The sequence below is a fragment of the Acinetobacter sp. YH12117 genome, assembly GCF_013418865.1.
GTDB lineage: Bacteria > Pseudomonadota > Gammaproteobacteria > Pseudomonadales > Moraxellaceae > Acinetobacter > Acinetobacter indicus.
Window position 1 is genome coordinate 62,273 of record NZ_VPBF01000002.1, and the last position, 23,848, is coordinate 86,120.

The 23,848-nt window shown below is 48.3% G+C and carries 19 protein-coding genes; 10 read left to right on the plus strand and 9 right to left on the minus strand.

Annotation, left to right across the window (positions count from 1 at the left end; all coding sequences use genetic code 11):
• Positions 1-33 precede the first annotated feature (33 nt).
• Entirely contained in the window at positions 34-2,613 is a 2,580-nt protein-coding gene (gene clpB / locus FTU55_RS01420) for an ATP-dependent chaperone ClpB (RefSeq protein ID WP_005177034.1), read from the plus strand.
• A gap of 251 nt (positions 2,614-2,864) precedes the next feature.
• Here the strand turns inward: clpB and rlmKL are convergent, their stop codons facing one another.
• Positions 2,865-5,069, minus strand: coding sequence for a bifunctional 23S rRNA (guanine(2069)-N(7))-methyltransferase RlmK/23S rRNA (guanine(2445)-N(2))-methyltransferase RlmL (gene rlmKL / locus FTU55_RS01425; protein WP_180045940.1), 2,205 nt, complete (start codon positions 5,067-5,069; stop codon positions 2,865-2,867).
• Positions 5,070-5,284: 215 nt separating this feature from the next.
• Between rlmKL and FTU55_RS01430 the strand changes: the two genes are divergently transcribed.
• The 4 genes from FTU55_RS01430 (at position 5,285) to FTU55_RS01445 (ending at position 9,729) form a co-directional block, all read left to right on the plus strand.
• Positions 5,285-5,626 (plus strand): hypothetical protein, encoded by a 342-nt coding sequence (locus FTU55_RS01430; RefSeq protein WP_180045942.1) that lies wholly within the window; start codon positions 5,285-5,287, stop codon positions 5,624-5,626.
• Positions 5,627-5,863: 237 nt separating this feature from the next.
• On the plus strand, positions 5,864-6,880 hold the full coding sequence (locus FTU55_RS01435) for an aspartate carbamoyltransferase catalytic subunit (RefSeq protein ID WP_152342319.1): 1,017 nt from the start codon (positions 5,864-5,866) through the stop codon (positions 6,878-6,880).
• Between the two features lie 10 nt (positions 6,881-6,890).
• Entirely contained in the window at positions 6,891-8,126 is a 1,236-nt protein-coding gene (locus tag FTU55_RS01440; RefSeq protein ID WP_075174772.1) for a dihydroorotase, read from the plus strand.
• Positions 8,127-8,274: 148 nt separating this feature from the next.
• The gene (locus FTU55_RS01445) at positions 8,275-9,729 is read left to right on the plus strand and encodes an OmpA family protein (RefSeq protein WP_104471861.1); all 1,455 of its coding nucleotides are present in this window, start codon (positions 8,275-8,277) and stop codon (positions 9,727-9,729) included.
• 120 nt (positions 9,730-9,849) lie between these two features.
• On the opposite strand, the gene FTU55_RS01450 is transcribed toward FTU55_RS01445, so the two are convergent.
• The 7 genes from FTU55_RS01450 to FTU55_RS01480 form a co-directional block, all read right to left on the minus strand.
• The gene (locus FTU55_RS01450; protein WP_005177056.1) at positions 9,850-10,488 is read right to left on the minus strand and encodes a CoA transferase subunit B; all 639 of its coding nucleotides are present in this window, start codon (positions 10,486-10,488) and stop codon (positions 9,850-9,852) included.
• A gap of 3 nt (positions 10,489-10,491) precedes the next feature.
• The gene (locus FTU55_RS01455; protein ID WP_160241444.1) at positions 10,492-11,196 is read right to left on the minus strand and encodes a CoA transferase subunit A; all 705 of its coding nucleotides are present in this window, start codon (positions 11,194-11,196) and stop codon (positions 10,492-10,494) included.
• A 96-nt stretch (positions 11,197-11,292) separates the two neighbouring features.
• Positions 11,293-12,195, minus strand: coding sequence for a hydroxymethylglutaryl-CoA lyase (locus FTU55_RS01460; protein WP_016658374.1), 903 nt, complete (start codon positions 12,193-12,195; stop codon positions 11,293-11,295).
• Positions 12,192-14,186 carry an acetyl/propionyl/methylcrotonyl-CoA carboxylase subunit alpha gene (locus FTU55_RS01465; RefSeq protein ID WP_180045944.1) on the minus strand — a complete coding sequence of 665 codons (1,995 nt, stop codon included), beginning with the start codon at positions 14,184-14,186 and terminating at the stop codon, positions 12,192-12,194. Before FTU55_RS01465 ends, FTU55_RS01460 begins: the two co-directional genes overlap by 4 nt.
• Before the next feature lie 20 nt (positions 14,187-14,206).
• Positions 14,207-15,001, minus strand: a complete 795-nt coding sequence (locus tag FTU55_RS01470; RefSeq protein ID WP_152342323.1) for an enoyl-CoA hydratase/isomerase family protein — start codon at positions 14,999-15,001, stop codon at positions 14,207-14,209.
• 12 nt (positions 15,002-15,013) lie between these two features.
• Positions 15,014-16,615: a carboxyl transferase domain-containing protein gene (locus tag FTU55_RS01475; RefSeq protein WP_180045946.1), complete on the minus strand. Its 1,602-nt coding sequence runs from the start codon at positions 16,613-16,615 to the stop codon at positions 15,014-15,016.
• A gap of 34 nt (positions 16,616-16,649) precedes the next feature.
• The gene (locus tag FTU55_RS01480) at positions 16,650-17,822 is read right to left on the minus strand and encodes an isovaleryl-CoA dehydrogenase (protein WP_005177068.1); all 1,173 of its coding nucleotides are present in this window, start codon (positions 17,820-17,822) and stop codon (positions 16,650-16,652) included.
• 147 nt (positions 17,823-17,969) lie between these two features.
• Between FTU55_RS01480 and FTU55_RS01485 the strand changes: the two genes are divergently transcribed.
• The 5 genes from FTU55_RS01485 (at position 17,970) to FTU55_RS01505 (ending at position 22,962) form a co-directional block, all read left to right on the plus strand.
• Positions 17,970-18,599 carry a TetR/AcrR family transcriptional regulator gene (locus FTU55_RS01485; protein ID WP_005177074.1) on the plus strand — a complete coding sequence of 210 codons (630 nt, stop codon included), beginning with the start codon at positions 17,970-17,972 and terminating at the stop codon, positions 18,597-18,599.
• Positions 18,600-18,701: 102 nt separating this feature from the next.
• Positions 18,702-20,390: an AMP-binding protein gene (locus FTU55_RS01490; protein ID WP_104488771.1), complete on the plus strand. Its 1,689-nt coding sequence runs from the start codon at positions 18,702-18,704 to the stop codon at positions 20,388-20,390.
• A gap of 178 nt (positions 20,391-20,568) precedes the next feature.
• Positions 20,569-21,240: a class I SAM-dependent methyltransferase gene (locus tag FTU55_RS01495; protein WP_180045948.1), complete on the plus strand. Its 672-nt coding sequence runs from the start codon at positions 20,569-20,571 to the stop codon at positions 21,238-21,240.
• Positions 21,241-21,303: 63 nt separating this feature from the next.
• On the plus strand, positions 21,304-22,101 hold the full coding sequence (locus FTU55_RS01500; protein ID WP_180045950.1) for a thioesterase family protein: 798 nt from the start codon (positions 21,304-21,306) through the stop codon (positions 22,099-22,101).
• 84 nt (positions 22,102-22,185) lie between these two features.
• A complete protein-coding gene (locus FTU55_RS01505; protein WP_180046020.1) occupies positions 22,186-22,962 on the plus strand; it encodes a Rossmann-like and DUF2520 domain-containing protein in 777 nt (258 codons plus the stop codon).
• A 156-nt stretch (positions 22,963-23,118) separates the two neighbouring features.
• On the opposite strand, the gene trmB is transcribed toward FTU55_RS01505, so the two are convergent.
• On the minus strand, positions 23,119-23,835 hold the full coding sequence (gene trmB / locus FTU55_RS01510) for a tRNA (guanosine(46)-N7)-methyltransferase TrmB (RefSeq protein ID WP_180045952.1): 717 nt from the start codon (positions 23,833-23,835) through the stop codon (positions 23,119-23,121).
• Positions 23,836-23,848: the final 13 nt, after the last annotated feature.

Here is a 23,848-nt window from a genome sequence, read left to right on the forward strand (position 1 = left end):
CAAGTGAAAAAATTGTTGTGAGGAATAACAAGAATGCGTTTTGAAAAATTTACAAATCGCTTACAGCAAGCTCTCTCCGATGCGCAATCGCTGGCGATGGGCAAAGACCATACCGCTATTGACGGCATTCATGTCTTGGCCACCCTGTTAGAAGAAGCATCCAATGTCAGCTTGTTACAGCAGGCCGGCGCTCAGTTGCGTGATTTGCAGAGCAAATTGCAACAGGCACTGAATGATGCGCCAACGCTAGCCAATCCGACTGGCGACATTAATTTAAGTCCGGAAGCGGTTAAAGCCTTAAACCTGGCCGATAGCTATGCCCAGAAAGCGGGCGATGAATTCCTGTCTACCGACTGGGTATTACTGGGCCTGAGCGAAGTTGGGGCCACTAAAAGCTTATTGAACAGTATCGGTGTCAGCGCAGACAGTCTGCGTCAGGTGATTTTAAAAATTCGAGGTGATGAAAAAGTGATGAGTAATAATCATGAAGATCAACGTGATTCACTCAATAAATACACTGTAGATTTAACCGAACGTGCGCTGGCTGGCAAGCTCGATCCGGTGATTGGCCGTGATGATGAAATCCGCCGTACCGTACAGGTCTTGTCACGTCGGACCAAAAATAACCCGGTACTGATTGGTGAGCCTGGGGTCGGTAAAACCGCAATTGTAGAAGGTCTGGCACAGCGTATTGTGAATGGTGAAGTGCCAGAAAGCTTAAAAGGCAAACGCGTGTTATCGCTGGACTTGGGTTCATTGCTGGCCGGTGCCAAATATCGCGGCGAGTTTGAGGAGCGTTTAAAAGCGGTCCTGAAAGATCTGGCCAAGCATGAAGGCGAAATCATCCTGTTTATTGATGAGTTGCATACCCTGGTTGGCGCAGGTAAAGGTGATGGCGCGATGGATGCCGGCAACATGCTGAAACCGGCGCTGGCACGCGGTGAATTACGCTGCGTGGGGGCAACCACGCTCGATGAATATCGTCAGTACATTGAAAAAGATGCCGCCCTTGAGCGCCGTTTCCAGAAAGTGCTGGTCGATGAGCCAAGTGTCGAAGACACCATTGCCATTTTACGTGGTCTGAAAGAGCGTTATGAAGTCCACCACGGGGTGAAAATTCTCGACTCGGCGATTATTGCTGCAGCGAAAATGTCACATCGTTATATCACTGACCGTCAGTTGCCCGATAAAGCCATTGACCTGATTGATGAAGCAGCATCGCGCATCAAGATGGAGCTGGACTCTAAACCGGAAGCGCTGGATAAGCTGGAACGCCGTCTGATTCAGTTAAAGCTGCAACTTGAAGCTGTGAAAAAAGATGAAGATGCCGGCAGCCGTGCAGAAGTCAGTCATCTGGAAAAACAGATCGAAGACGTCCAAAAAGACTATAACGATCTGGAAGAAGTGTGGAAGTCTGAAAAAACTCTGGTCGAAGGCACTAAGCAGATTCAGGCGCAGCTGGATCAGGCGCGTATTGCCTTGCAAAAAGCACAGCGTGAAAATGATCTGGGCGAGATGTCGCGTCTGCAATATGGCGTGATTCCGGAACTGGAAAAACAGCTGGCCCAAGATGAGCTGGTGGAAGAGAAAGAAGAACCGAAGTTATTGCGCAATAAAGTCACCGATAACGAAATTGCGGAAGTGGTCAGCGCAGCCACCGGTATTCCGGTTGCGAAAATGCTGCAAGGCGAGCGTGAAAAACTGCTGCAAATGGAAAGCTTCCTGCATCAGCGTGTGGTAGGGCAGGATGAAGCGGTGATTGCGGTATCCAATGCGGTGCGCCGTTCACGTGCCGGGTTGTCGGATCCGAACCGTCCAAGTGGTTCTTTCCTGTTCCTGGGTCCAACCGGTGTCGGTAAGACCGAGTTAACCAAAGCCTTGGCCAACTTCCTGTTTGACAGCGATGACGCCATGATCCGGATTGATATGTCCGAATTTATGGAAAAACATTCAGTCAGTCGTCTGGTCGGTGCGCCTCCGGGCTATGTCGGCTATGAAGAAGGCGGGGTATTAACCGAAGCCGTACGCCGTAAACCATATAGCGTGGTGCTGTTTGATGAGGTGGAGAAAGCCCATCCGGATGTATTTAACATCTTGCTGCAGGTGCTGGATGATGGTCGCTTGACCGACTCGCAGGGCCGTGTGGTGGACTTTAAAAACACCGTGATTGTAATGACCTCGAACCTGGGTTCAAGCGATGTGCGTGAACTGGGCGATAATCCAAGCCGTGACGATGTACGCAATGTAGTGATGGCGGCCGTGTCTGAGCATTTCCGTCCGGAGTTTATCAACCGTATTGATGAGCTGGTAGTATTCCATGCCCTGGAAAAAGCGCAGATTCGTGGTATTGCCGATATCCAGCTGGACCGTTTACGTGCCCGTCTGGCCGACCGCGATATCAAGTTAACGGTAGATGATTCTGCCTTTGACCAGCTGATTGAAGCCGGTTTTGACCCAGTTTACGGTGCGCGTCCATTAAAACGTGCCATCCAGCAACAGGTAGAAAATAATCTGGCGCAGAAAATTCTGGCCGGTGACTTCCAGCCGGGAGATACCATTGTGATTACGGCAGATGCAGGCCAACTGGATTTCCAGAAGCTGAAACTGAACTAATCCGCACACGGTTCATCTAAACTGTTTAATCAAAGACCTGGCTTCGGCCGGGTTTTTTTATGGAGGTATCTGCAGCAAAAAGCCGGGCAGATGTAGCGATTCACTCTGCAAAGTAAGTCCACGCTGGATGATGAGTGACAGCGTAAAGTTTCCGATGTAAAAAAAGCCTGCTATGGGGTAGCAGGCTTTTTATTGCTAATCGAATGAACTGTGAATAGAAAAGGATTAAATCATCCTTTACCATTCACATTTTAGATTTGTGGATGCTGGATTTTCCAGGCGCGGTGAATCTTCTGGTTACGCTTGAAATCTGGACCAATGGTTTCATGGCTGATTTCCTGGATATCAAACAGCGCTGGCAAGGTTTCATCCATTTCAAAACCGCGATAGTTATTCGAGAAGTACAGGGTGCCTTCTGTGGTTAAACGGTTCATGGCGCGTTTAATTAGCGAAACATGGTCACGTTGTACATCAAAAGTGCCGTAGAATTTTTTCGAGTTGGAGAAGGTGGGCGGATCAATAAAGATCAGGTCATATTGCTCATGACCTTCTTTTAGCCACTCAAAACAGTCGCTGGCAAAGAACTGGTGTTGTTCATCGGTATGGTCGACGGTTAAGCCGTTTAAGACAAAGTTTTCTTTGGACCAGTTCAAATAGGTGTTGGACAAGTCCACACTGGTGGTGCTGGCTGCGCCGCCTAAAGCAGCATGCAAACTCGCCGTTGATGTATAGCTGTACAGATTGAGGAAATGCTTGCCTTTAGCTTCTTTGGCAATACGTAAACGAATCTGGCGATGGTCCAGGAATAGGCCGGTATCCAGATAGTCGGTGAGGTTAACCAGAATCTTGGCCTGACCCTCCTGCACAATAAAGCGTTTCGATGCGGTACTTTGTTTGGTGTACTGGTTTTTACCTTCCTGACGGGCACGGGTTTTAATAAACACGGCATCACGGCCTAAACCGGTCACGGCACGAATCGCTTGCAGCGCCAGGTTAAAGCGTTTTTTGGCTTTTTCAGGATCAATTTTCTTCGGTGGTGCATATTCCTGCACATGCAGACGATCACCATATAAATCGACCGCGACATTAAAGTCCGGTAAATCGGCATCGTATAAACGCAGACAATAGACGTTTTCTTTAACCGCCCATTTCTTTAAGGCCTGCATGTTTTTTTGCAGACGGTTGGTAAAGTCTTCGGCACCTTCAATCGGTTCAAACTGCTGTGGCTGCCAGTCGGCCAGGAATGGTTTTACTACTGCCGATGGTTTGACCGTACCAAAACGAATGTAAATTGGCAGCTTACCATTCATTAAACGTAAGGTTTGCGGCTCATTAAATGCCAGCACATCGGCCTGTTCCACCTGGGCTGCAATGACAGCAGCAGACTGGTTCGGGAAATGTTTTTGTAGCAGGGCAGACAGACCTAAATACAAGGCACGGTTTGAGGCTTTATCCCCCAGACGTTCACCATACGGCGGGTTGGTCACCACAAAGGCAGTTTTGCCTTCGGCCTGAAAATCTGGCCAGTCTGACAAGGTGCGTTCTTCAATCTGGATATGATCGAGCAGACGTTCAAAACCGGCAGCAATAATATTCTGCTTGGTGGCTTTGACTGCTTCCCAGTCGGCATCAAAAGCATAGAATTTTGGCAGTGGCTGTTCCAGCGCCTGTTGATGACGCTCAGCCGCTTCTGCCTTTAATGACATCCACAGTTCATGGTCATGGCCATTCCAGCCATTAAAGCCAAAACGGCGTACCAGACCTGGCGCACGGTCGGTTAAAATCAGCAGGGATTCAATAATAAAGGTGCCTGAACCACACATTGGGTCCAGAATAATGTCCGGATTTTTTTCTTTGAGTTTGGCTTTTTGCAAAATTGCCGCGGCCAGGTTTTCTTTAATTGGCGCATCGGTCATAAAACGGCGGTAGCCACGTTTATGTAGCGAATCCCCGGACAAGTCTAGGCAATAGGTATGCTCGGTTTTACCGGCCAGAATATAGAGGGTAATTTCCGGTTGCTTGGTGTCAATACTTGGACGGCGGCCTACCGCTTCCATAAAGGAATCGACCACACCATCTTTGGTGCGTAAGGTGGCAAACTGGGTATTGACCTTGATTTCACGTTCCACATGCAGGCGAATGGCAAAGGTGCTTTGTGGTGCAAAAATCAGTGACCAGTCGAAGCTGATTGCACCTTCATAAAGCTCTTCAGCTACATCACGTGCGTCGTGATGGCGTTCCAGCTCATAAGTGTGAATTGGCATTAAGACACGGGAAGCCAAACGTGACCACATACAAATGCGATACGCCTGTTCCAAGCTGCCTTTGAAAATTAAACGACCCGGTAAACGTTCAATATTTTGAACCCCTAAACCTTCTAATTCCTCTTGAAGCAAGGTTTCAAGTCCATCTGCACAGGTGACCCAGTATGTAGAAAGACGCGGTTTCGAATGCATGTAAATTTCCAAAAGCAACAAAGCAATCTGATATTTTAACGTATTTTCACGGCTTTGGGCGGATGTTGTGCCGAAGATATACAAGATTTATTTGTACTAAAACCCACTTAAATTTGATCCATTTTCTGTGCTTCCTAACGGTTGGTATACATTTTGCACAATGGATAACGATAACGAAAAATGACCTTAATTTTAAAATTGGAGAACGGGGAAATATGCGAGTCGAAAGCAGTGATCAGTTAATTGTCCACAATGAAGCCTTTTCAGTGGCCACCTTATTGTATACACGTTTACGCCGGGTCAGCGGCAGGGTAATTGATGCCTTGTATCTGGTCGATCATCCGGGCTATGCCAAAGATGTGATTGAGTTGGCCTTAGCCACCAGAGATGCCGAATTAAGCCGTTATGCTGAACGGCTGACCAAACTACTGGATTTAAATGTACCGTTGCTAAACCCGTTAGATGAGGTCATCGACGAGCAGGTTGAACCAGAAATTACCGAGGAGGAAATTTACCGGGCACAGGTGTCGCATCATTATATTGGTGCCTTGCGTTAAAACCACCATCATCCAGATCAACAAGCTCTCGATTCTGAGGGCTTTTTTTATCTATCACTCAAAAATAGCCTAAGCAATATTGATCAAAACTGGTTGAATTATTCTGTTGAATTTATGGTAATGATTGAAGAAAACTTGATTCCTTGACAGGAAAAGGGCTTTAAATGTTGAAATCTTCAGCGCCATCTTTTGGGAATCTCTGTATAATACGTTGACTTAACGTATAAGGAATCTCTCATGCACTTGGCGGCATTGCATACTCCGAGCCAGATTCAACTCAATAAAGATGGAAATCTAAAACATTTCATCACCATCGAAGGGCTTTCCAAACAAACCCTCACCAAAATTTTGGACACCGCGCAGTCCTTTTTTAATGACCAAAATCAGCTGATCACTAACAACCTGCTGGAAGGTCGTACGGTTATGAACCTGTTTTTTGAGAATTCAACCCGTACCCGTACCACCTTTGAAGCTGCAGCCAAACGTCTTTCGGCCAACGTGCTTAACATTGACATTGCCCGTTCCAGTACCTCTAAAGGCGAAACCCTGCGCGATACGCTGTGGAACTTGGAAGCCATGGCCGCCGATATTTTTGTGGTGCGTCACTCCTCTTCAGGTGCAGCGCATTTTATTGCCAAAGATGTCTGTCCAAATATCGCAATTATTAATGCCGGAGATGGCCGTCATGCCCATCCGACTCAAGCGATGCTGGATATGCTAACCATTCGCCGTGAAACCAAAAAAGACTTTGCTGACATGAGCATTGCCATTATTGGTGATATTAAACATTCACGCGTGGCACGTTCTGATGTGGCGGCGTTGCAAACTTTAGGCTGTAAAGATATCCGCGTGATTGCACCGAATACCTTGCTGCCATTTGGTTTTGGAGAATACGGAGCCGATGTACGCCTGTTTAATAAAATGGAAGATGGCATCCGTGACTGTGATGTGATTATTACCTTGCGTATCCAGAATGAACGGATTGATTCACCGGCGCTGTCCTCACCGGCAGAATTCTACAAAATGTATGGCCTGAACAAAGAGCGTCTGGCGCTGGCCAAACCGGATTGTATCGTGATGCACCCGGGACCGATGAACCGTGGTGTGGAAATTGATTCCAGCATTGCCGATGGCCCGCAATCGGTGATTTTAAATCAGGTGACCAATGGTATTGCGGTGCGTATGGCGGTGCTGGCACTGGCGATGCAGGGTCAGTTGCAGGAACAAGGTTTAATTGAAGCGATTGCGGTATAAGGAATCAGTCATGCGTATTGTAAAAATTGAAAATGTCCGCGTTCTTGATCCAATGCAAAAGACTGATCGCGTGCAAACGGTATATCTGGAAAATGGCAAGCTGGTTGCAGAAACAGCAGATGTGACTGAAACCATTGATGGGCAAGGCAAATGGCTGATGCCAACCATGGTCGATCTGTGCGCGCGGATGCGTGAACCGGGTCAGCAGCAGCACGGCACCTTAAAATCTGAAGGCAAGGCAGCACGTGAAAACGGTATTCTGCACGTATTTACTCCACCAGATTCCAAGCCGATTGTGCAGGACAATGGTGCCTTAATTCATGGTCTGGTCGAAAAAGCCATGCTGGATGGTGGTATTTATTTACAGGTGATTGGCGCACAAACCCAAGGCTTGCAAGGCAAACAGCCTGCCAATATGGCCGGTCTGAAAAAGGGCGGCTGTACCGCAGTTTCCAATGCCAATGCATCCTTTGCCGATGATGATGTCGTGATTCGCACGCTGGAATATGCAGCCGGTCTGGACCTGACCGTGGTGTTCTATGCCGAAGAACCGCAAATTGCCAAAGATGGCTGTGTGCATGAAGGCTTTATTGCTTCACGTCAGGGCTTGCCTATGATTCCGGCGCTGGCCGAAACCGTAGCCATTGCCAAATACCTGTTGATGATTGAAGCGACCAAAGTCCGTGCGCATTTCGGTTTACTGTCCTGTGGCGCTTCGGTCGAGCTGATTAAAATTGCCAAAGAAAAAGGCCTGCCAGTAACCTGTGATGTGGCAATGCATCAGCTGCATTTAACCGATCAGGTGATTGATGGCTTTAACTCGCTGGCGCATGTACGTCCACCGCTACGTGCTGAAAAAGACAAAGAATTGCTGCGTCAGGGCTTAAAAGATGGCGTAATTGATGCGATCTGTACCCATCATGAACCCTTAAGCAGTTCGGCCAAAATGGCACCGTTTGCTGAAACCTTACCGGGCTTTACCGCTTTTGATACCTTTGTGCCCTTGGGTGTGCAACTGGTTGAGGAAGGTCTGTTCAGTCCATTGGAATGGGTGCATACCGTGACACTGGCACCGGCGACGGTTGCGCAAATGGCAGATCGCTGGATGCAGGAAGCTGGCTGGATTCTGGTCGATCCTGAACTGGAGTGGACGCTGGACAAAGACAGCATTCTGTCCCAAGGCAAGAATACACCGCTGATTCAGCAAACCGTGAAAGGCAAGGTAATTCAGACTTTCCTGGCCTAAATTCACCTGTTCAAGAGCCAGCATTTGCTGGCTTTTTTATGTTTTAATTTAAGTACATAAAGAAAAACACAATTATTTACAACGTCTAAAAAATGACCAGATACACTAAAAAATGCGAGTAGAACAATGACAAAAATGAGGCCATATCATGCAAACCAGATTGATAGAATTATTGAAAAATAGCGTGTCATCCATTGTGCTAGACGGGGAAACGGATTACCTCATTGAGAAAAACCGTGCCTTAAATGATTTTTATCCGGTATTTTTATCGGTGTTAAGACACCGGCCATCCCTCATTGACAGCCTGAGAAATCAGCTTAATCCGCGGCTGGCTGAAATTTTTGGTACCAACCTGAACCTGAAACAGCAGTTTCTGGAATTTAGCCGCGGTCAGGCGCCGGCAGATGAAATTGAATCTACCCTGAACCGGGCCATCGTACCAACCTTAGGTTTTTTAGAAAGCGAGGCCGGCTCGACCGATCCTGAGGCGATTGTGCATTTGCTTGATCAGCATATGCCGGACATTCAGGCTGCTTTGCCGGAATGGGCCGCTGCGCTGCTGGCCGGTTTGGGCGTCAATGCCACTGCCGGGCAGACCATTCATCAGGCGCCTGAGTTATATGAAGAGGTGCCAGAGCAGAAGCGCTCGCCGTGGGTACCGATTCTGATTTTTATTATTCTGGCATTGTTACTGGCCTTTTTATTTAAAGCCTGTTCTGACCGTAATGAAGAAGAGGTGCCTGTTACCCAGGCAGCAGCGACGGAACCGGCCTATTTGCAGGTCAATACCGGTTCCAATGGCGATCTGGTCACCTGTCAGTTGTATCTGAACAATCCGGCTTATACCGACATTCTGCAAACAGAAGTTAAACGGATTTTTAACCATCCGACAGGTTGTGGGGTGAATAGCGCCAGTAATTATCATAGTGAATTTATTGATCAGGATGTGATTCCAACGGCATTGAAAATCCTGAAAGATGTGCCGAATACCAATATGACCTGGATGGGTGAGCAGATTGCGATTCAGTCCACCAATCCGGCAGATGCGCAGCGTGTGGCCAATCAGCTGCGTCCTTTGGCCAAGAATATGACCATTACGGTGCAGCAGGATCTCGATGTACAGACCGTCACACCAGCGACCACGACCGCAGCCCAAGCCTTGGCCGTGATTAACCCGGATAATATTCAGGCGCTGGATGTCGCCACCGCCTTAAATCTGGAAGCGATTCATTTTGAGTCAGCATCTTCGACTGTACCGGAAGCCAATCAGCCAATTCTGGATCAGGCTGCGGCCTTAATCCAGCGTGCGCCGCATGTACATTTGACCATTAAAGGCCATACCGATGCAGTAGGCAGCAATGAAGCCAATAATCTGTTGTCCTTACGCCGTGCTGAAGCGGTACGTGATTATCTGGTACAACGCGGGGTTGATCCTTCCCAGTTACAGGCCGTGGGGTATGGCCAGCAACAGCCGATGGAACCAAATGCAACCCCAGAAGGGCAGTTCCAGAACCGTCGTATTGAGTTTGAAGTATTAAATACAGAAACCGGGGTGGTACGTGCGGTTGATGATCAGGGCATTGTCGAGAAGAAAGCAGAGTAAGTTCGGTTAAGGGAATAGAAAAGGACGACTTGAAGTCGTCCTTTTTGGTTTAGTTGAAAAGCGGAGGTAGCGGTGGGGATGTATTCACGACCATCCGATGCCCGCTTTTAAAACCAGCCATTAAGCTGCATTACGTATTAAAGGCACCCCGGTGACTTTCTGGATTTCATCAAAACTGACCTCCGGTGCCAGTTCCACCAGCTGCACGCCGGTTGGGGTAATATCCAGAACGCCCAAATCGGTAATTACGCGATGAACCACGGCTTTACCGGTCAGCGGCAGGCTACACTGTGAAACGATTTTAGGTGTCCCATCTTTGGCGCAGTGTTCCATCAACACCACCACTTTTTGCACACCTGCGACCAGGTCCATGGCACCGCCCATACCTTTGACTTTTTTGCCCGGAATCATCCAGTTGGCCAGATCGCCCTGTTCAGAGACTTCCATTGCCCCCAGAATGGCAATATTGACATGGCCGCCACGGATCATGGCAAAAGAGTCTGCGCTAGAGAAAAACGAAGCACCTTGACGAGCTGTGACCGTCTGTTTGCCGGCATTAATCAGGTCAGCATCGACCGTGGCTTCAGTTGGGAATTCCCCAATCCCGAGCAGGCCGTTTTCTGACTGTAGCCAGACGTTGATATTTTCTGGAATATAGTTAGCGACTAAAGTTGGTAAACCAATCCCTAAATTGACATAGAAACCATCTTCCAGTTCTTGTGCGGCGCGCTGCGCCATTTGATTACGCGTCCAAGCCATGGTTTAAGCCTCCGCCTTTAAAGTCATTTGTTCAATACGTTTTTCAGGATGCACATTTAACACAATGCGGTTGACATAAATCCCCGGCAGATGGATTTCATCTGGATCGAGCGCGCCAATCTCTACAATTTCTTCGACTTCGGCAATGGTGATTTTGCCCGCCATGGCACAGACCGGATTAAAGTTTTGTGCAGTTTTACGGAAAATCAGGTTGCCGGCCTTGTCGGCTTTATAGGCTTTGACCAGGGCAACATCGGCAGTTAAAGATTCTTCTAAGATATAATCCTGACCTTTAAACTGGCGCACTTCTTTGCCTTCCGCGATGACGGTACCGACACCGGTGGCGGTAAAGAAGGCTGGAATACCTGCACCGCCGGCACGTAATTTTTCTGCCAGCGTACCTTGCGGGGTCAGTTCAACTTCCAGTTCACCACTCAGGAACTGGCGTTCAAACTCCTTGTTTTCACCGACATAGGATGAAATCATTTTTTTAATCTGTTTGGTTTCAAGCAGCAGCCCCAGACCAAAACCATCAACACCGGCATTGTTGGAAATACAGGTCAGCTGTTTGGCACCGGTGTCTTTTAGCGCGGCAATTAATGCTTCAGGAATCCCGCACAGGCCAAAACCACCTACGGCCAGGGTTTGGCCATCCTGAACCACGCCATTTAAGGCGGCTTGTGCGCTGTCATAGACTTTATTTGCCATGTGTCACCTCTATTTTTATCCTTTTTTCAGCAGATTGCTGCTGTTACATCCTTGAGTGGCTTGAGGGCATTGCTCAAGCCGGGTTTTATTCGGTTATTAAGCGCAGGCTTTTTGCCAGTAGGCATTGGCATAATTGGATGGATTATTGCGCTGTAAAACATTGCTGATGTTACGGCTGGCCTGCATCAAGGCATCCAGCTGAATGCCGGTTTCATAGCCCATGTTGGACAGCAGGTAATACAGATCTTCGGTTGAGACATTGCCGGATGCGCCTTTGGCATAAGGACAGCCGCCTAAACCGGCAATTGACGAGTCAAAAACGCGAATACCTTGCAGCAGTGACTGGTAAATATTGGCGATGGCCATGCCATAGGTATTATGGAAATGACCGGCCAGCACCGTCGTATCCAGTTCGGCCAGACAGGCGTCCCAGACTTTTTTCACCCGGTCGGGTGTGGCGGTGCCAATGGTTTCACCCAAAGACACTTCATAGCAGCCCATATCCAGCAGGCGCTGCGAAACTTTTGCCACCTGCTGCGGATCAATTGCGCCTTCATACGGACAATCGACCATACAGGACACATAACCACGCACACGAATGTTGTGCGCTTTGGCTTCACGCATTACATCGCTGAATTTTTCAAAGCTTTCATCAATCGAACAATTGATGTTTTTGCGGGTAAAACTTTCAGACGCGGCGGTAAAGACCGCCACTTCTTTGCAACCCACTGCCAGCGCAGATTCAAAACCTTTCAGATTTGGCGTGAGCAGGCTGAACTGAATGTTTGGATCTTTGGGCAAGCCGGCAAACAGCACATCGCTGTCTGCCATTTGCGGTACCCATTTGGCCGATACACAGGAACCAACTTCAATGGCCTGTAAACCGGTTTGCATTAAATCCAGAATCAGCTGTCTGCGGTCATCCAGGGTTAAGGGCGTTTTTTCATTTTGCAGGCCATCGCGTGGCCCGACTTCAACAATTTTGACAAATTCGCTCATGCGACTTCCTCCGCCAGCGGCTGGAATTCCACCAGCTCATCGCCAGCTTTAACCTGATCACCGGCCTGGAAGTAAGAGCTGGCCACGATGCCATCATGCGGTGCACGAATCGAGTATTCGATTTTCATGGCTTCGAGGGTCATCAGGACATCGTCTTTTTTGACTTTGTCATTGGCCGCCACCAGTACCTGAGTGATGACACCTGGCATTGGCGCAGTCAGGTTGTTTTCAGCACCTTGTTCATCATCCTGGTTAAATACCGGTTTCAGATAGGTAAATTTATAGCTCTGGCCATTCTGGAACAGGGTAATGCCATGTTCAGTCTGGCTAAAGGCCAGTTTTTGCTGTTTGCCGGCCAGCTTGAATTGCAGGGTATGCGCATCCAGTAACTGACCCTCAAGCTCAAAAGTCTGACCATCATACTGTGCGACAAAACCATGTTCTTGTGCTGCAAACTGGATATTTAAGGTTTTGTCATTACATTGAAATTTGATTGTCTGACCCGATTGCAGATTTAAACGCCAGAAAGCATTGGTCTGCCACACCGGATTGCTGGCACTCGGGTTTTGTGCCAAACGTGACAGTAATTCGATGAAGGCCGCGCTGACCACTAGCGTACTGTTCAGCTCTGTGGCCGGTTTTAGCAGGAATTCTTCTTCGCGCTGAATCAGGCCAGTATCCAAATTGGCATTCTTGAAAGAATCGCACAGCACCAGACGATCCAGGAAGGCAATGTTGTTGCCCAGACCATCAACATGGAACTGACCTAAAGCATGGTGCATTTGCGTTAATGCTGCTTCACGGTTTTTGCCCCAGACAATCAGTTTGGCAATCATCGGGTCGTAGTAGGTGCTAATTTCATCGCCTTCAACAATACCGCTGTCGACACGTACCGCTTCATTTTGTGCTGGATAATGCAGATAGCTGATTTGACCAATCGCCGGAATAAAGCCTTTTTCAGGTTCTTCGGCATAAACACGTGCTTCTAAAGCATGGCCGTGAATCTGCAATTCGTGCTGCTGTTTTGGTAAAGGCTCACCAAAGGCGACGCGTAATTGCCACTCGACCAGATCCTGACCGGTAATCATTTCAGTCACCGGGTGCTCAACCTGCAGACGGGTGTTCATTTCCATGAAGTAGGCGGTCCCGTCTTGCTCGACAATAAACTCGACGGTGCCGGCACCGACATAATTTACGGCACGCGCGGCATCAATTGCGGCCTGGCGCATGGCTTCCAGTTTATCTTCCGGCATTTTCGGTGCTGGTGCTTCTTCCAGTACTTTCTGATGGCGGCGCTGTACCGAGCAATCACGCTCAAACAGATGCACATAGTTGCCATGGGTATCGCCAAACACTTGCACTTCAATATGACGCGGCTGCACTACATAGCGTTCAATCAGTACATCTTCATTGCCAAAGCTGGAACGGGCTTCACTCTTACATGAGGCTAGGGCGCTAAGGAAATCTTCACTGCGCTCAACCAGACGCATCCCTTTACCGCCACCGCCGGCGCTGGCTTTAATCAGCACCGGATAGCCAATGTCATCGGCTTGCTGTTTTAAGAACGCAGCATCCTGATTGGTGCCATGATAACCCGGTGTCAGTGGTACGCCGGCTTTTTCCATCAAGGCTTTAGAGGTGGCTTTTAAACCCATCGCCAGAATGGCGTCAACTGGCGGGCCAATAAAGACAATGTTGTTGTCCCGACAGGCAAAAGCAAACTGGTCATTTTCAGACAGGAAGCCATAACCCGGGTGAATGGCTTGTGCGCCGGTGCTTTTTGCGGCTTCGATAATCCGTTCAATCTGTAAATAGCTTTGTGCTGCTGGTGATTCACCAATATAGACTGCTTCATCGGCCAGTTTGACATGCTGGGCCTGAGCATCTGCATCTGAATAGACTGCAACAGTTGCAATTCCCAGTTTTTTGGCAGTACGAATGACACGGCAGGCAATTTCACCACGGTTGGCAATTAAAATCTTTTCAAACATCGTTAGGATCCTTCTAGTTGTTATGCCGTGGTCTTGATCCAGGCCGGGCTTTGTTTGTTAAGGAAAGCATTTAAGCCGTTTTTCGCCTCATCTCCCTGGCGAACGTGGGCAATATGCTGTGCGGTTTGCAGCAAGAGGTCCTCGGTCAGGACTTGCTGGTTCACCATCTGAATGAGCTGTTTCGATGCGTGCTGTGCTTCAGGGCCACCGAGTAATAAGGCCTGCACAATTTCATCAATTTTGCTGTCCAGCTGTTCCGGTGCGGTCACTTCATGTGCCAGACCAATAGCGTGTGCCTGTGCTGCAGAAATCCGTTCAGCAGTTAAAAAGTAACGTGATGCCTGACGCGCACCAATGGCACGAATGACATAAGGGCTGATGGTGGATGGCGCCAGACCTAAACGCACCTCAGAGGTCGCAAATTTGGCATCGGTGCTGGCCACACAAATATCACAGGCCGAGGCCAGACCCATACCGCCGCCAAAGGCAATGCCATGTACGCGGGCGATGGTTGGCTGTTTCAAGGTGGCCAGACTTTGCAGCATTTTGGCTAGCTTGAGTGCATCGGCTTCATTGTCGGCTTGTGAGGCCTGACCGGCCTGTTTCATCCAGTTCAGGTCGGCACCGGCAGAAAAGCTTTTGCCACGACCGGCCAGAATCACCACACGTACATCAGCGCGGGTATTTAGCTGCTGAAAGCAGGCATGTAATTCTTCAATGACCTGGGTATTAAAGGCATTATGCAGTTCGGCACGGTTAATCCACACCGTAGCCACCTGATCTTGCTGTTCGAGTTGTAAAAATTGATAATCCATTTTTGTCACCTCTTACATGCGGAACACGCCGAATTTGGTTGGCTGGATTGGGGCATTTAATGCTGCCGCCAGACTGAGCGCCAATACTTCACGTGATTGCGCAGGATCAATGACGCCATCATCCCATAAACGCGCAGAAGCATAATAAGGATGGCCTTGGCGTTCATATTGGTCACGAATTGGCTGTTTAAACTGGTCTTCTTCTTCAGCTGACCAGGTTCCACCTTTTTGCTCAATCTGATCGCGTTTCAAAGTCGACAATACGCTAGAGGCCTGTTCACCGCCCATCACTGAAATACGCGAGTTTGGCCAGGTCCACATAAAGCGTGGCGAGTAAGCACGGCCACACATGCCATAGTTACCGGCACCAAAAGAACCGCCAATCACCAGAGTCAGTTTAGGCACATTGGCTGTCGCGACGGCCATCACCAGCTTGGCACCATTTTTAGCAATACCTTCATTTTCATACTGACGACCCACCATAAAGCCGGTGATGTTTTGCAGGAAGATCAGCGGAATATTGCGCTGGGTACATAGTTCAATAAAATGCGCGCCTTTTTGTGCAGACTCAGAGAATAAAATTCCATTGTTGGCAATAATTCCAACTGGCATTCCATAGAGCTTGGCAAAGCCAGTGACCAGGGTAGTCCCAAAGCGTGCCTTGAATTCGTCAAAGCGTGAACCGTCGACAATACGCGCAATCACTTCACGCACATCAAACGGTTTACGTGCATCAGTCGGGACAATGCCGTACAGCTCGGACGCATCGAATAATGGTGCTTCGACATTTTCCGGCTGCGGATTTGGTTTTTTATTTAAATTGGCGACGATGTTGCGGGCAATGGCCAAAGCATGTTCGTCATTTTCTGCCAGATGATCGGCCACACCTGAAAGGCGAGTGTGCACATCGCCACCGCCCAGATCTTCACTGCTGACCACTTCACCGGTGGCAGCTTTCACCAGTGGCGGGCCCCCCAGGAAAATCGTACCCTGATTCCGCACAATAATGGTTTCATCGGACATGGCAGGGACATAAGCACCGCCAGCAGTACAGCTGCCCATCACCACGGCAATCTGGGCAATGCCCATGCTCGACATGCGCGCCTGATTGTAGAAAATACGGCCGAAGTGGTCACGGTCTGGGAACACTTCATCTTGCAGCGGTAAATAGGCACCGCCAGAATCGACCAGATAGATACAGGTCAGATGGTTCTGCTCGGCAATTTCCTGAGCGCGTAAATGCTTTTTCACAGTCAGCGGATAATACGTTCCGCCTTTGACAGTCGCATCATTGGCAATGATCATACAGGTCACGCCATTGACCTGACCGACACCGGCCACCACACCGGCAGCAGGCACATCATCCTGATACACCTGATAGGCAGCCAGCTGACCAATTTCAATAAAAGCCGTACCCGGATCAATCAGGTGGTCAATCCGTTCACGTGGTAATAATTTACCGCGATCCAGATGTTTCTGACGTGCAGTTTCACCGCCGCCCAGGGCAATTTTCTGGACTTTCTGTTTCAGGTCATCGACCAGGGTTTGCATCGCTGCGTGGTTGTTTTTGAACTCTTCGCTGCGAATATTGATTTTGCTCTGTAATTGATTCATGCCAACATCCTTGTCTATTCTTGTGATTTATTTTTTAGGCAGTTTCGTTAAACAGTTCGCGGCCAATCAGCATACGGCGAATTTCCGAGGTGCCTGCACCAATTTCATAGAGTTTGGCATCACGCCATAAACGTCCAGCAGAAAATTCATTGATATAACCGTTCCCACCTAGCGTCTGAATGGTTTCACCGGCCATCCAGGTGGCTTTTTCGGCTGCATATAAAATTGCGCTGGCAGCATCTTTACGCAGGCTGCGGCTATGCTCGGCTTTGTCACATTCTGCACCTACGGCATAGACCAGTGCTTTACAGGCCAGCCAGGTCGAATACATATCAGCAATTTTGCCTTGCATCAGCTGGAATTCGCCCAGTGCCTGACCAAACTGTTTACGCTCGTGGATATACGGAATCACGGTGTCTAGGCAGGCATCCATAATGCCCAGTGGGCCTGCGCTTAATACAGCACGTTCATAGTCCAGACCACTCATCAGCACTTTTACACCATTGCCGACACCGCCGAGGACGTTTTCTTTCGGTACGCGCACGTTGTCAAAGAACAGTGGATAGGTATTCGAGCCGCGCATGCCCAGTTTGTCCAGGTGCGTACCGTGGCTAAAGCCCGGCATGGTTTTTTCAATCAGGAAAGCGGTCATGCCTTTGGCGCCGGCTTGGGTATCAGTTTTGGCATAGACCACCAGCACATCTGCATCGCCACCGTTGGTGATCCACATTTTTGAACCGTTTAGCAGATAATGATCGCCCTGATCTTCAGCTTTGAGTTTCATGCTCACCACATCGGAGCCGGCATTCGGTTCTGACATGGCCAATGCGCCGACATATTCACCTGAAATCAGTTTCGGTAAATAGCGCTGTTTCTGTTCTTCGTTACCATTACGCTTAATTTGGTTCACACATAGGTTAGAATGTGCCCCGTAGGAAAGGCCAATAGATGCTGAGGCACGTGAAATTTCCTGCATGGCAATAATATGTGCCAGATAACCGAGGTTGGTGCCACCATATTCCTCACTTACGGTTAGACCGAGTAAACCCATGTCCCCAAACTTTTTCCAAAGATGAGCAGGGAATTCGTTGTCACGGTCGACCTGTTGAGCAATGGGTGCGATCTCTTTTGCACAAAATGCAGCAACTGAATCACGAAGGGCGATCAGTGTTTCATCCAAACCGAAATCCAAGCTTTGTAAATTCATTTCTTCATCCATCCTGCGGTTATATTTGTTGTTTCCAAAAAAGCATTTTTGTTGTGCTTGGTTTTTAACATACATCGAAAATTTAAAAAAGTGAACTAAAATTCACAAAATGATTTACAATTCATTTTATCTGGTTGAGAATAAGATATGAGTTATAAAAGATCATCATTGATGCAGGAACGAATGGAACAGAATCGCCTGTCGATTTTGCAGTCCGCTCGTGAACTAATTGCTCAAGGGGGCTTTAAAGAGGCGTCGATTCAGGCCATTGCGGAACGTGCCGGTGTATCTACCGGTCTGGTCTATCGATATTTCGAAAACAAAAGCCAGATTTTAATTGAAGTGTTGTCGAATGCGATTCAGCATGAGGTTGAAATTTTGAACCACATTGCCGGCTCGGATTTATCGCCAAAACAGAAATTGCAAAAATCTGTTACAACTTTTGTGAAGCGTGCCATGAACAGTCCCCAACTGGCGTATGCGCTCATGTTTGAACCGGTTGATCCGGAAATGGAACATGAACGTTTTCGCAGTAAACAGCTGATCAAGCAGAGCATTAAGGAAATTTTGGCTGAAGGAAAAGTCAATGGTGAGTTTGAGTTTGAAGATTTGAACACCGCCGCACTGGGCGTGGTTGGCTCTATGACTTTTGTGGTGATTGAACCTTTAAACCCATCTCGCAATGTGATGTTTGATCAAAACTATAAGGATTACTTTGTCAAACAGATTGCCGATTTTTGTGTGAATGCAGTACGTCGACAGGAGGGAAGTGAGTAAAAAACGATAAAAACGGCAGGGAAGACAGACAGGTAGTCGTGGTTCAAAAACAATTAGTAGAGTTGAAAATCAGAATTACAAAGAATCAAGGAGAACGATTCAATGACACAAGTACGGTTAAGCTACGCCTACGGAACGAGCAGCCAGCCTTTACTGGGCACAACGATTGGTGAAAAATTTGATCAGGCTTGCGCGCAATACGCCGAACAGGATGCGGTGGTCAGCCTGCATCAGAATGTGCGTTTGAGCTACCGGCAGTTGCAAGAGCAGGTGAATGCCTTTGCCTGCAGTTTGCTGAAACTGGGCTTTCAAAAAGGTGACCGTCTTGCAATCTGGTCGCCGAACTGCGTGGAATGGACCATTACCCAGTTTGCGGCCTTTAAAGCCGGCATTATTCTGGTGAACCTGAACCCGGCCTATAAAAGCAATGAGCTGGAATATGTACTGAATAAAGTGTCGTGTAAGGGACTGGTGATTGCCTCGCAGTTCAAGACCACCAATTATCAGGAGATTCTGACCAAAATTGCCCCGGAGCTGAACCAGGCAGCAAGCAAAGTGCTGAAAGCCGAGCGCCTGCCGCATCTGAAACATATTATTAAAATTGATGATCAGGAACATGCCGGATTACACCGCTTTCAGGATTTACTGACCCCGCCAAGCAAAAAAATGCTGCAAAAACTGCAGCAGATTTCTAGTGAATTGCAGTTTGATGAAACTATTAATATTCAGTTTACATCGGGCACCACCGGGAATCCGAAAGGCACCATGCTGACCCATAACAACATTTTAAATAATGGCTATTTTGTCGGTGAAGCAATTCATCTCAGCCCGGCAGATCGGGTCTGTATTTCAGTGCCGTTATTCCACTGTTTCGGGATGGTGATGGGGAACTTGGCCTGTATCACTCATGGTTCCACCATGGTTTATCCATCAGCCGTATTTAACCCGCTGGATACTTTAAAAGCCATTCAGCAGGAAAAATGTACCGCCGCTTATGGCGTACCGACCATGTTCATTGCCATTTTAGAGCATGAACAGTTTGATGAGTTTGACCTGTCAAGCTTGCGCACCGGTATTATGGCCGGTAGTCCATGTCCGCAGGAAATCATGCAGCGCGTGATTGACCGCATGCATATGTCGGAAATTACCATCTGCTATGGCATGACTGAAACAGCACCGGTAAGTGCGCAAAGTTCAACGGAAGATTCGGTGGAACGTCGCGTCAGTACCGTAGGCCGAGTCCATCCACATCTGGAAGTCAAAATTGTCGATGAAGAGGGCAAGGTGGTACCACGTGGACAGCTCGGTGAACTCTGTGTTCGCGGTTATTCGGTAATGCTCGGCTATTGGGAAGATCAGGAAAAAACCGCAGAAGTGATTGATGCTGCACGCTGGATGCATACCGGTGATATCGCTGAAATGGACGATGAAGGCTTTGTTAAAATTAAAGGCCGGATTAAAGATGTGGTGATTCGTGGCGGTGAAAACCTGTTCCCGAAAGAAATTGAAGATTTCCTCTATACCCATCCGGCGGTTTGCGATGTACAGGTGATTGGCGTACCCGACCATAAATATGGTGAAGAACTCTGCGCCTGCATTATTCTGCATGAAAATGATCCTTGCACAGAAGAAACCATTCGCCAGTACTGCGCCGAGCATATTTCACACAATAAAGTGCCACGTTATGTGCGTTTCTTTAGCGAGTTTCCAATGACGGCATCGGGTAAGGCGCAGAAGTTTAAGCTGCGTGAATTTATGCGTGAAGAGTTAAACCTAAAAGAAATTGCTTGATTCATGCAGGCATCTAATCACATGACAGGGCGACAGGGATATCGCCGGTCATGTGATTGAATCTCGGGGAAAATCAAATCAGAGCAAAATTGCTTTGCTTTCCGCGAGCTGTCATGACTTTCCAACAAGAATGATCTTCGCAAGTCTATTCAAGAGTCAGAGGTAGAGTGAGTTAAAGATGGCCAAAAACTTTCACAGTGAAGTCATTGTCGCTGGCTATGATGATCACATCCGTAAACTGATTCCCGGCTATGAGCTGGTACATCAACAGATTGATGCCATTCTAACGGCAGAATTACCGGAAACTGCGCATATTCTGGTGGTCGGGTGCGGGACAGGCTATGAGCTGACCTATTTATTGGCGCATCATCCACAGTGGCAGATTACCGCCATTGATCCCTCCCGTGCCATGCTGGAACAGGCACAAAATACGATCCGGTCACTGGCTGGTGCAGAGCGGGTGCAGTTTATTCAGGCCGATACCCAGAGTTTAGAATCCAGCCAGGCTTTTGATGCGGCACTGGCCATTCTGGTGGCGCATTTTATTCCCATGGCGGCCAAAGCCGATTTTTTTCAGGACATCTGCCAGCGCTTAAAACCGGGTGGCGTATTCCTCAGCTATGACCTGATGCAGCCTGAAACATTGGCTGAACAGCAAGTGCTGCAGTATGTGGCGGTGCAACAGGGCTTAACAGTGAGCCAGAGTGAAAAGATGATTGCACGTCTGGATGATGATTTTGAACTGGTTTCGGCTGAACAGACCAAAGACGTATTAACAAAAGTCGGATTTAAAAGTTGCAGGGTTTATTGTCAAATCATGAATTATTATGGTTTTTTTGCACGAAAATAAACGAAACAGAGGCTACACAGGCAGGTAGCACACAGACCAAAGAGTAAGGAAGTAGGGAAAATAATGTCGGCATATTACAGTTTTATCAGACGTGAACAGCATGCAGATGGTAGCAGCACAGCTTATTATGAATCGAATATTCATGCTCAGGGTGCGTGGAATCCGCATGAGCAGCATATGGCACCTGCCACAGGTATTCTCTGTGCCGAGCTGGAACAGTTCCAGCCACGTGCAGAAATGCGCATTGGCCGGGTCGGGCTGGATATTTTTGGGTTGATTGCCTTTGGTGAATTTTCGATTACTACCCGCATGATTCGCCCGGGTAAAACCATTGAACTGATTGAAGCGGAAATGTGTGCCAATGGTAAAACCTGTATTGTGGCACGTGCCTGGAAAATGCTGACTTCCGACACCCGCGCTATTGCCGGTCTGGAAGATTTGCCGACAGAAAGTCCGGACTATTTACCCGAGTGGGATGGCATGCGCTGCTGGCCAGGCGGCTATATTCAAAGCATTCAGACCCGTGCCCATCTGGACCATCGTCCGGGCAAAGGCATTGTCTGGCTCAGTAATCAGCTTGAAATGATTGACGGTCAGCCGACGTCCGATTTTACCCGCCTGATGGGCATGGTAGATACTGCCAATGGTGTGGTGCCACGTCAGGACCCGAATGCCGGTTGGGGCTTTCCAAATCTGGATCTGCAAATTCATCTGCACCGCTTGCCGCAAGGCCAGTGGCTGGGACTGGAAGTGGTACAACAATATGGTGAAGATGGTATTGGTCTGACCAGCGGCATTCTGCATGATGTTCATGGGCCATTTGGACGCAGTGAACAGATTCTGACCTTAAGAAAGTTCTAAAACTGGCTCAAGTCTATCAGGACGAATTGATTCGTCCTTTTTTTATTGGCATGCTGTGGGCAGTTCAAAATATAGATGAAACAGATGCGAATCGGGATTATTGGCGCGGGACGGGTAGCACATCATCTGGCACAGGCATTGAGTGCACGGTACCAGATAGTACAAATTTATAGCCGCAGTTTGGATAAGGCAGCGCAGCTGGCACAGCAGGTACAGGCCAGTGCAATTCATAGCCCTGAACAGTTTGATGCGACACTAGACTTGGTGATCATTGCGGTGAGTGATCAATCCATTGCCGCGGTAATTGAGCAGGTGCATCCTCATTTGCCTGAAGTGCTGATGGTCCATACCTCCGGCAGTACCTCGATGCAGCTGTTACAGCAGGTACATGCACGTGCCGGAGTATTTTATCCGCTGCAAACCTTTAGTCTGGAACGTGAGATTGACTGGTCCAATACCCCTTTATTTATTGAAGCGGCAGATGAAGACGATCAGGCTGTATTGTTGCAGCTGGCCAATGAACTCAGTCAGCGGGTTTATGCCTATAGCTCCGAGCAGCGCTTGAGCCTGCATCTGGCTGCGGTGTTTGCCTGTAATTTCAGTAATTATTGCTATGACATGGCCCGGCAAATTGTTGATGTCCAGCAGGTCGATTTTAGTCTGCTGTATCCGTTAATGCTGGAAACTGCGCAGAAGGCCACCCAGGCCGATCCTAAAACTATGCAGACTGGCCCGGCCATGCGTGGTGATCAGAATATTTTACAAATGCATCAACAGTTGCTGGCCGATGCGCAGCGACCTGATTTACAGGCGGTCTATCAACTATTCAGCCAGCAGATTTTAGAACGTCATCAGTCATAAATCATCTTTGTTATCTTCGGTTTTATACTGGTTGATCGAGTCGTCGATTCGATCTTTTGAATCACTTTTGGCTGGTAGATCATCTATTTTGTCTAATCTCAAGATAGGGACGTATAAAAAAAGCGCTGAGATTTCAGCGCTTTTTCAACTTTGCGATTAAGAAATTTTCTTAAAGATAAAGTCGTTAATCTTGTGACCAGCTTCAATACCGCGGCGTTCAAATTTGGTTTGCGGGCGCCATTCCGGACGTGGATAGCTGTTGCCTTTGCCTGCCAGGTTTTCTAAACGGGAACGGTTGTCCAGCACGTCCAGCATCCATTCTGCATACGGTTCCCAGTCAGTTGCTGCATGGAAAGTACCGCCCATTTCCAGTTTTTGCTCAACCAGTTCCATACGCTCATCCACCACAAAGCGGCGTTTGAAGTGGCGTTTCTTTTGCCATGGGTCCGGGAAGTACAATTGTACCGTGTTAATGCTGTTGTCTGGCATTTCACGCAGCACCTGAATTGCATCGGCATCCAGGACGCGCAGGTTTCTTAAACCAGCTGTGCCTGCTTCATATACGCACTGGGCAATTCCCGGCACATGCACTTCAATACCCACAAAGTTACGCTCCGGATTGGCCTGCGCCATTAAGACCAGTGAACGGCCCATTCCAAAACCGATTTCTACCGTTAAAGGACGTTCTGGATGTTCAAAATGCTGACGTAAATCGCCAACCGGATATTCCAAAATTAGGTGACCATATTGTTCAAGCGCAGTACGTTGAGAGGTGTTGAGTGGTGAGGAACGACGCATAAACGTCACAATTTCACGGTGCTCGTTTAAGTTGTCCAGCTCGACGACTTGCTGGTCTAATTGATCATTCGACATAACTTTGGCAATC

Bases quoted from the DNA above. Each gene is read 5' to 3' on its own strand.
- FTU55_RS01430 (WP_180045942.1), top strand. From the start codon at position 5,285: ATGCGAGTCGAAAGCAGTGATCAGTTAATTGTCCACAATGAAGCCTTT.
- FTU55_RS01455 (WP_160241444.1), bottom strand. From the start codon at position 11,196: ATGGCAAATAAAGTCTATGACAGCGCACAAGCCGCCTTAAATGGCGTG.
- FTU55_RS01480 (WP_005177068.1), bottom strand. From the start codon at position 17,822: ATGAATTTACAAAGCTTGGATTTCGGTTTGGATGAAACACTGATCGCC.
- FTU55_RS01470 (WP_152342323.1), bottom strand. From the start codon at position 15,001: ATGGATTATCAATTTTTACAACTCGAACAGCAAGATCAGGTGGCTACG.
- FTU55_RS01490 (WP_104488771.1), top strand. From the start codon at position 18,702: ATGACACAAGTACGGTTAAGCTACGCCTACGGAACGAGCAGCCAGCCT.
- FTU55_RS01485 (WP_005177074.1), top strand. From the start codon at position 17,970: ATGAGTTATAAAAGATCATCATTGATGCAGGAACGAATGGAACAGAAT.
- FTU55_RS01475 (WP_180045946.1), bottom strand. From the start codon at position 16,615: ATGAATCAATTACAGAGCAAAATCAATATTCGCAGCGAAGAGTTCAAA.
- clpB (WP_005177034.1), top strand. From the start codon at position 34: ATGCGTTTTGAAAAATTTACAAATCGCTTACAGCAAGCTCTCTCCGAT.
- FTU55_RS01500 (WP_180045950.1), top strand. From the start codon at position 21,304: ATGTCGGCATATTACAGTTTTATCAGACGTGAACAGCATGCAGATGGT.
- FTU55_RS01450 (WP_005177056.1), bottom strand. From the start codon at position 10,488: ATGGCTTGGACGCGTAATCAAATGGCGCAGCGCGCCGCACAAGAACTG.
- FTU55_RS01445 (WP_104471861.1), top strand. From the start codon at position 8,275: ATGCAAACCAGATTGATAGAATTATTGAAAAATAGCGTGTCATCCATT.
- rlmKL (WP_180045940.1), bottom strand. From the start codon at position 5,069: ATGCATTCGAAACCGCGTCTTTCTACATACTGGGTCACCTGTGCAGAT.
- FTU55_RS01465 (WP_180045944.1), bottom strand. From the start codon at position 14,186: ATGTTTGAAAAGATTTTAATTGCCAACCGTGGTGAAATTGCCTGCCGT.
- FTU55_RS01495 (WP_180045948.1), top strand. From the start codon at position 20,569: ATGGCCAAAAACTTTCACAGTGAAGTCATTGTCGCTGGCTATGATGAT.
- trmB (WP_180045952.1), bottom strand. From the start codon at position 23,835: ATGTCGAATGATCAATTAGACCAGCAAGTCGTCGAGCTGGACAACTTA.
- FTU55_RS01460 (WP_016658374.1), bottom strand. From the start codon at position 12,195: ATGAGCGAATTTGTCAAAATTGTTGAAGTCGGGCCACGCGATGGCCTG.
- FTU55_RS01505 (WP_180046020.1), top strand. From the start codon at position 22,186: ATGCGAATCGGGATTATTGGCGCGGGACGGGTAGCACATCATCTGGCA.
- FTU55_RS01435 (WP_152342319.1), top strand. From the start codon at position 5,864: ATGCACTTGGCGGCATTGCATACTCCGAGCCAGATTCAACTCAATAAA.
- FTU55_RS01440 (WP_075174772.1), top strand. From the start codon at position 6,891: ATGCGTATTGTAAAAATTGAAAATGTCCGCGTTCTTGATCCAATGCAA.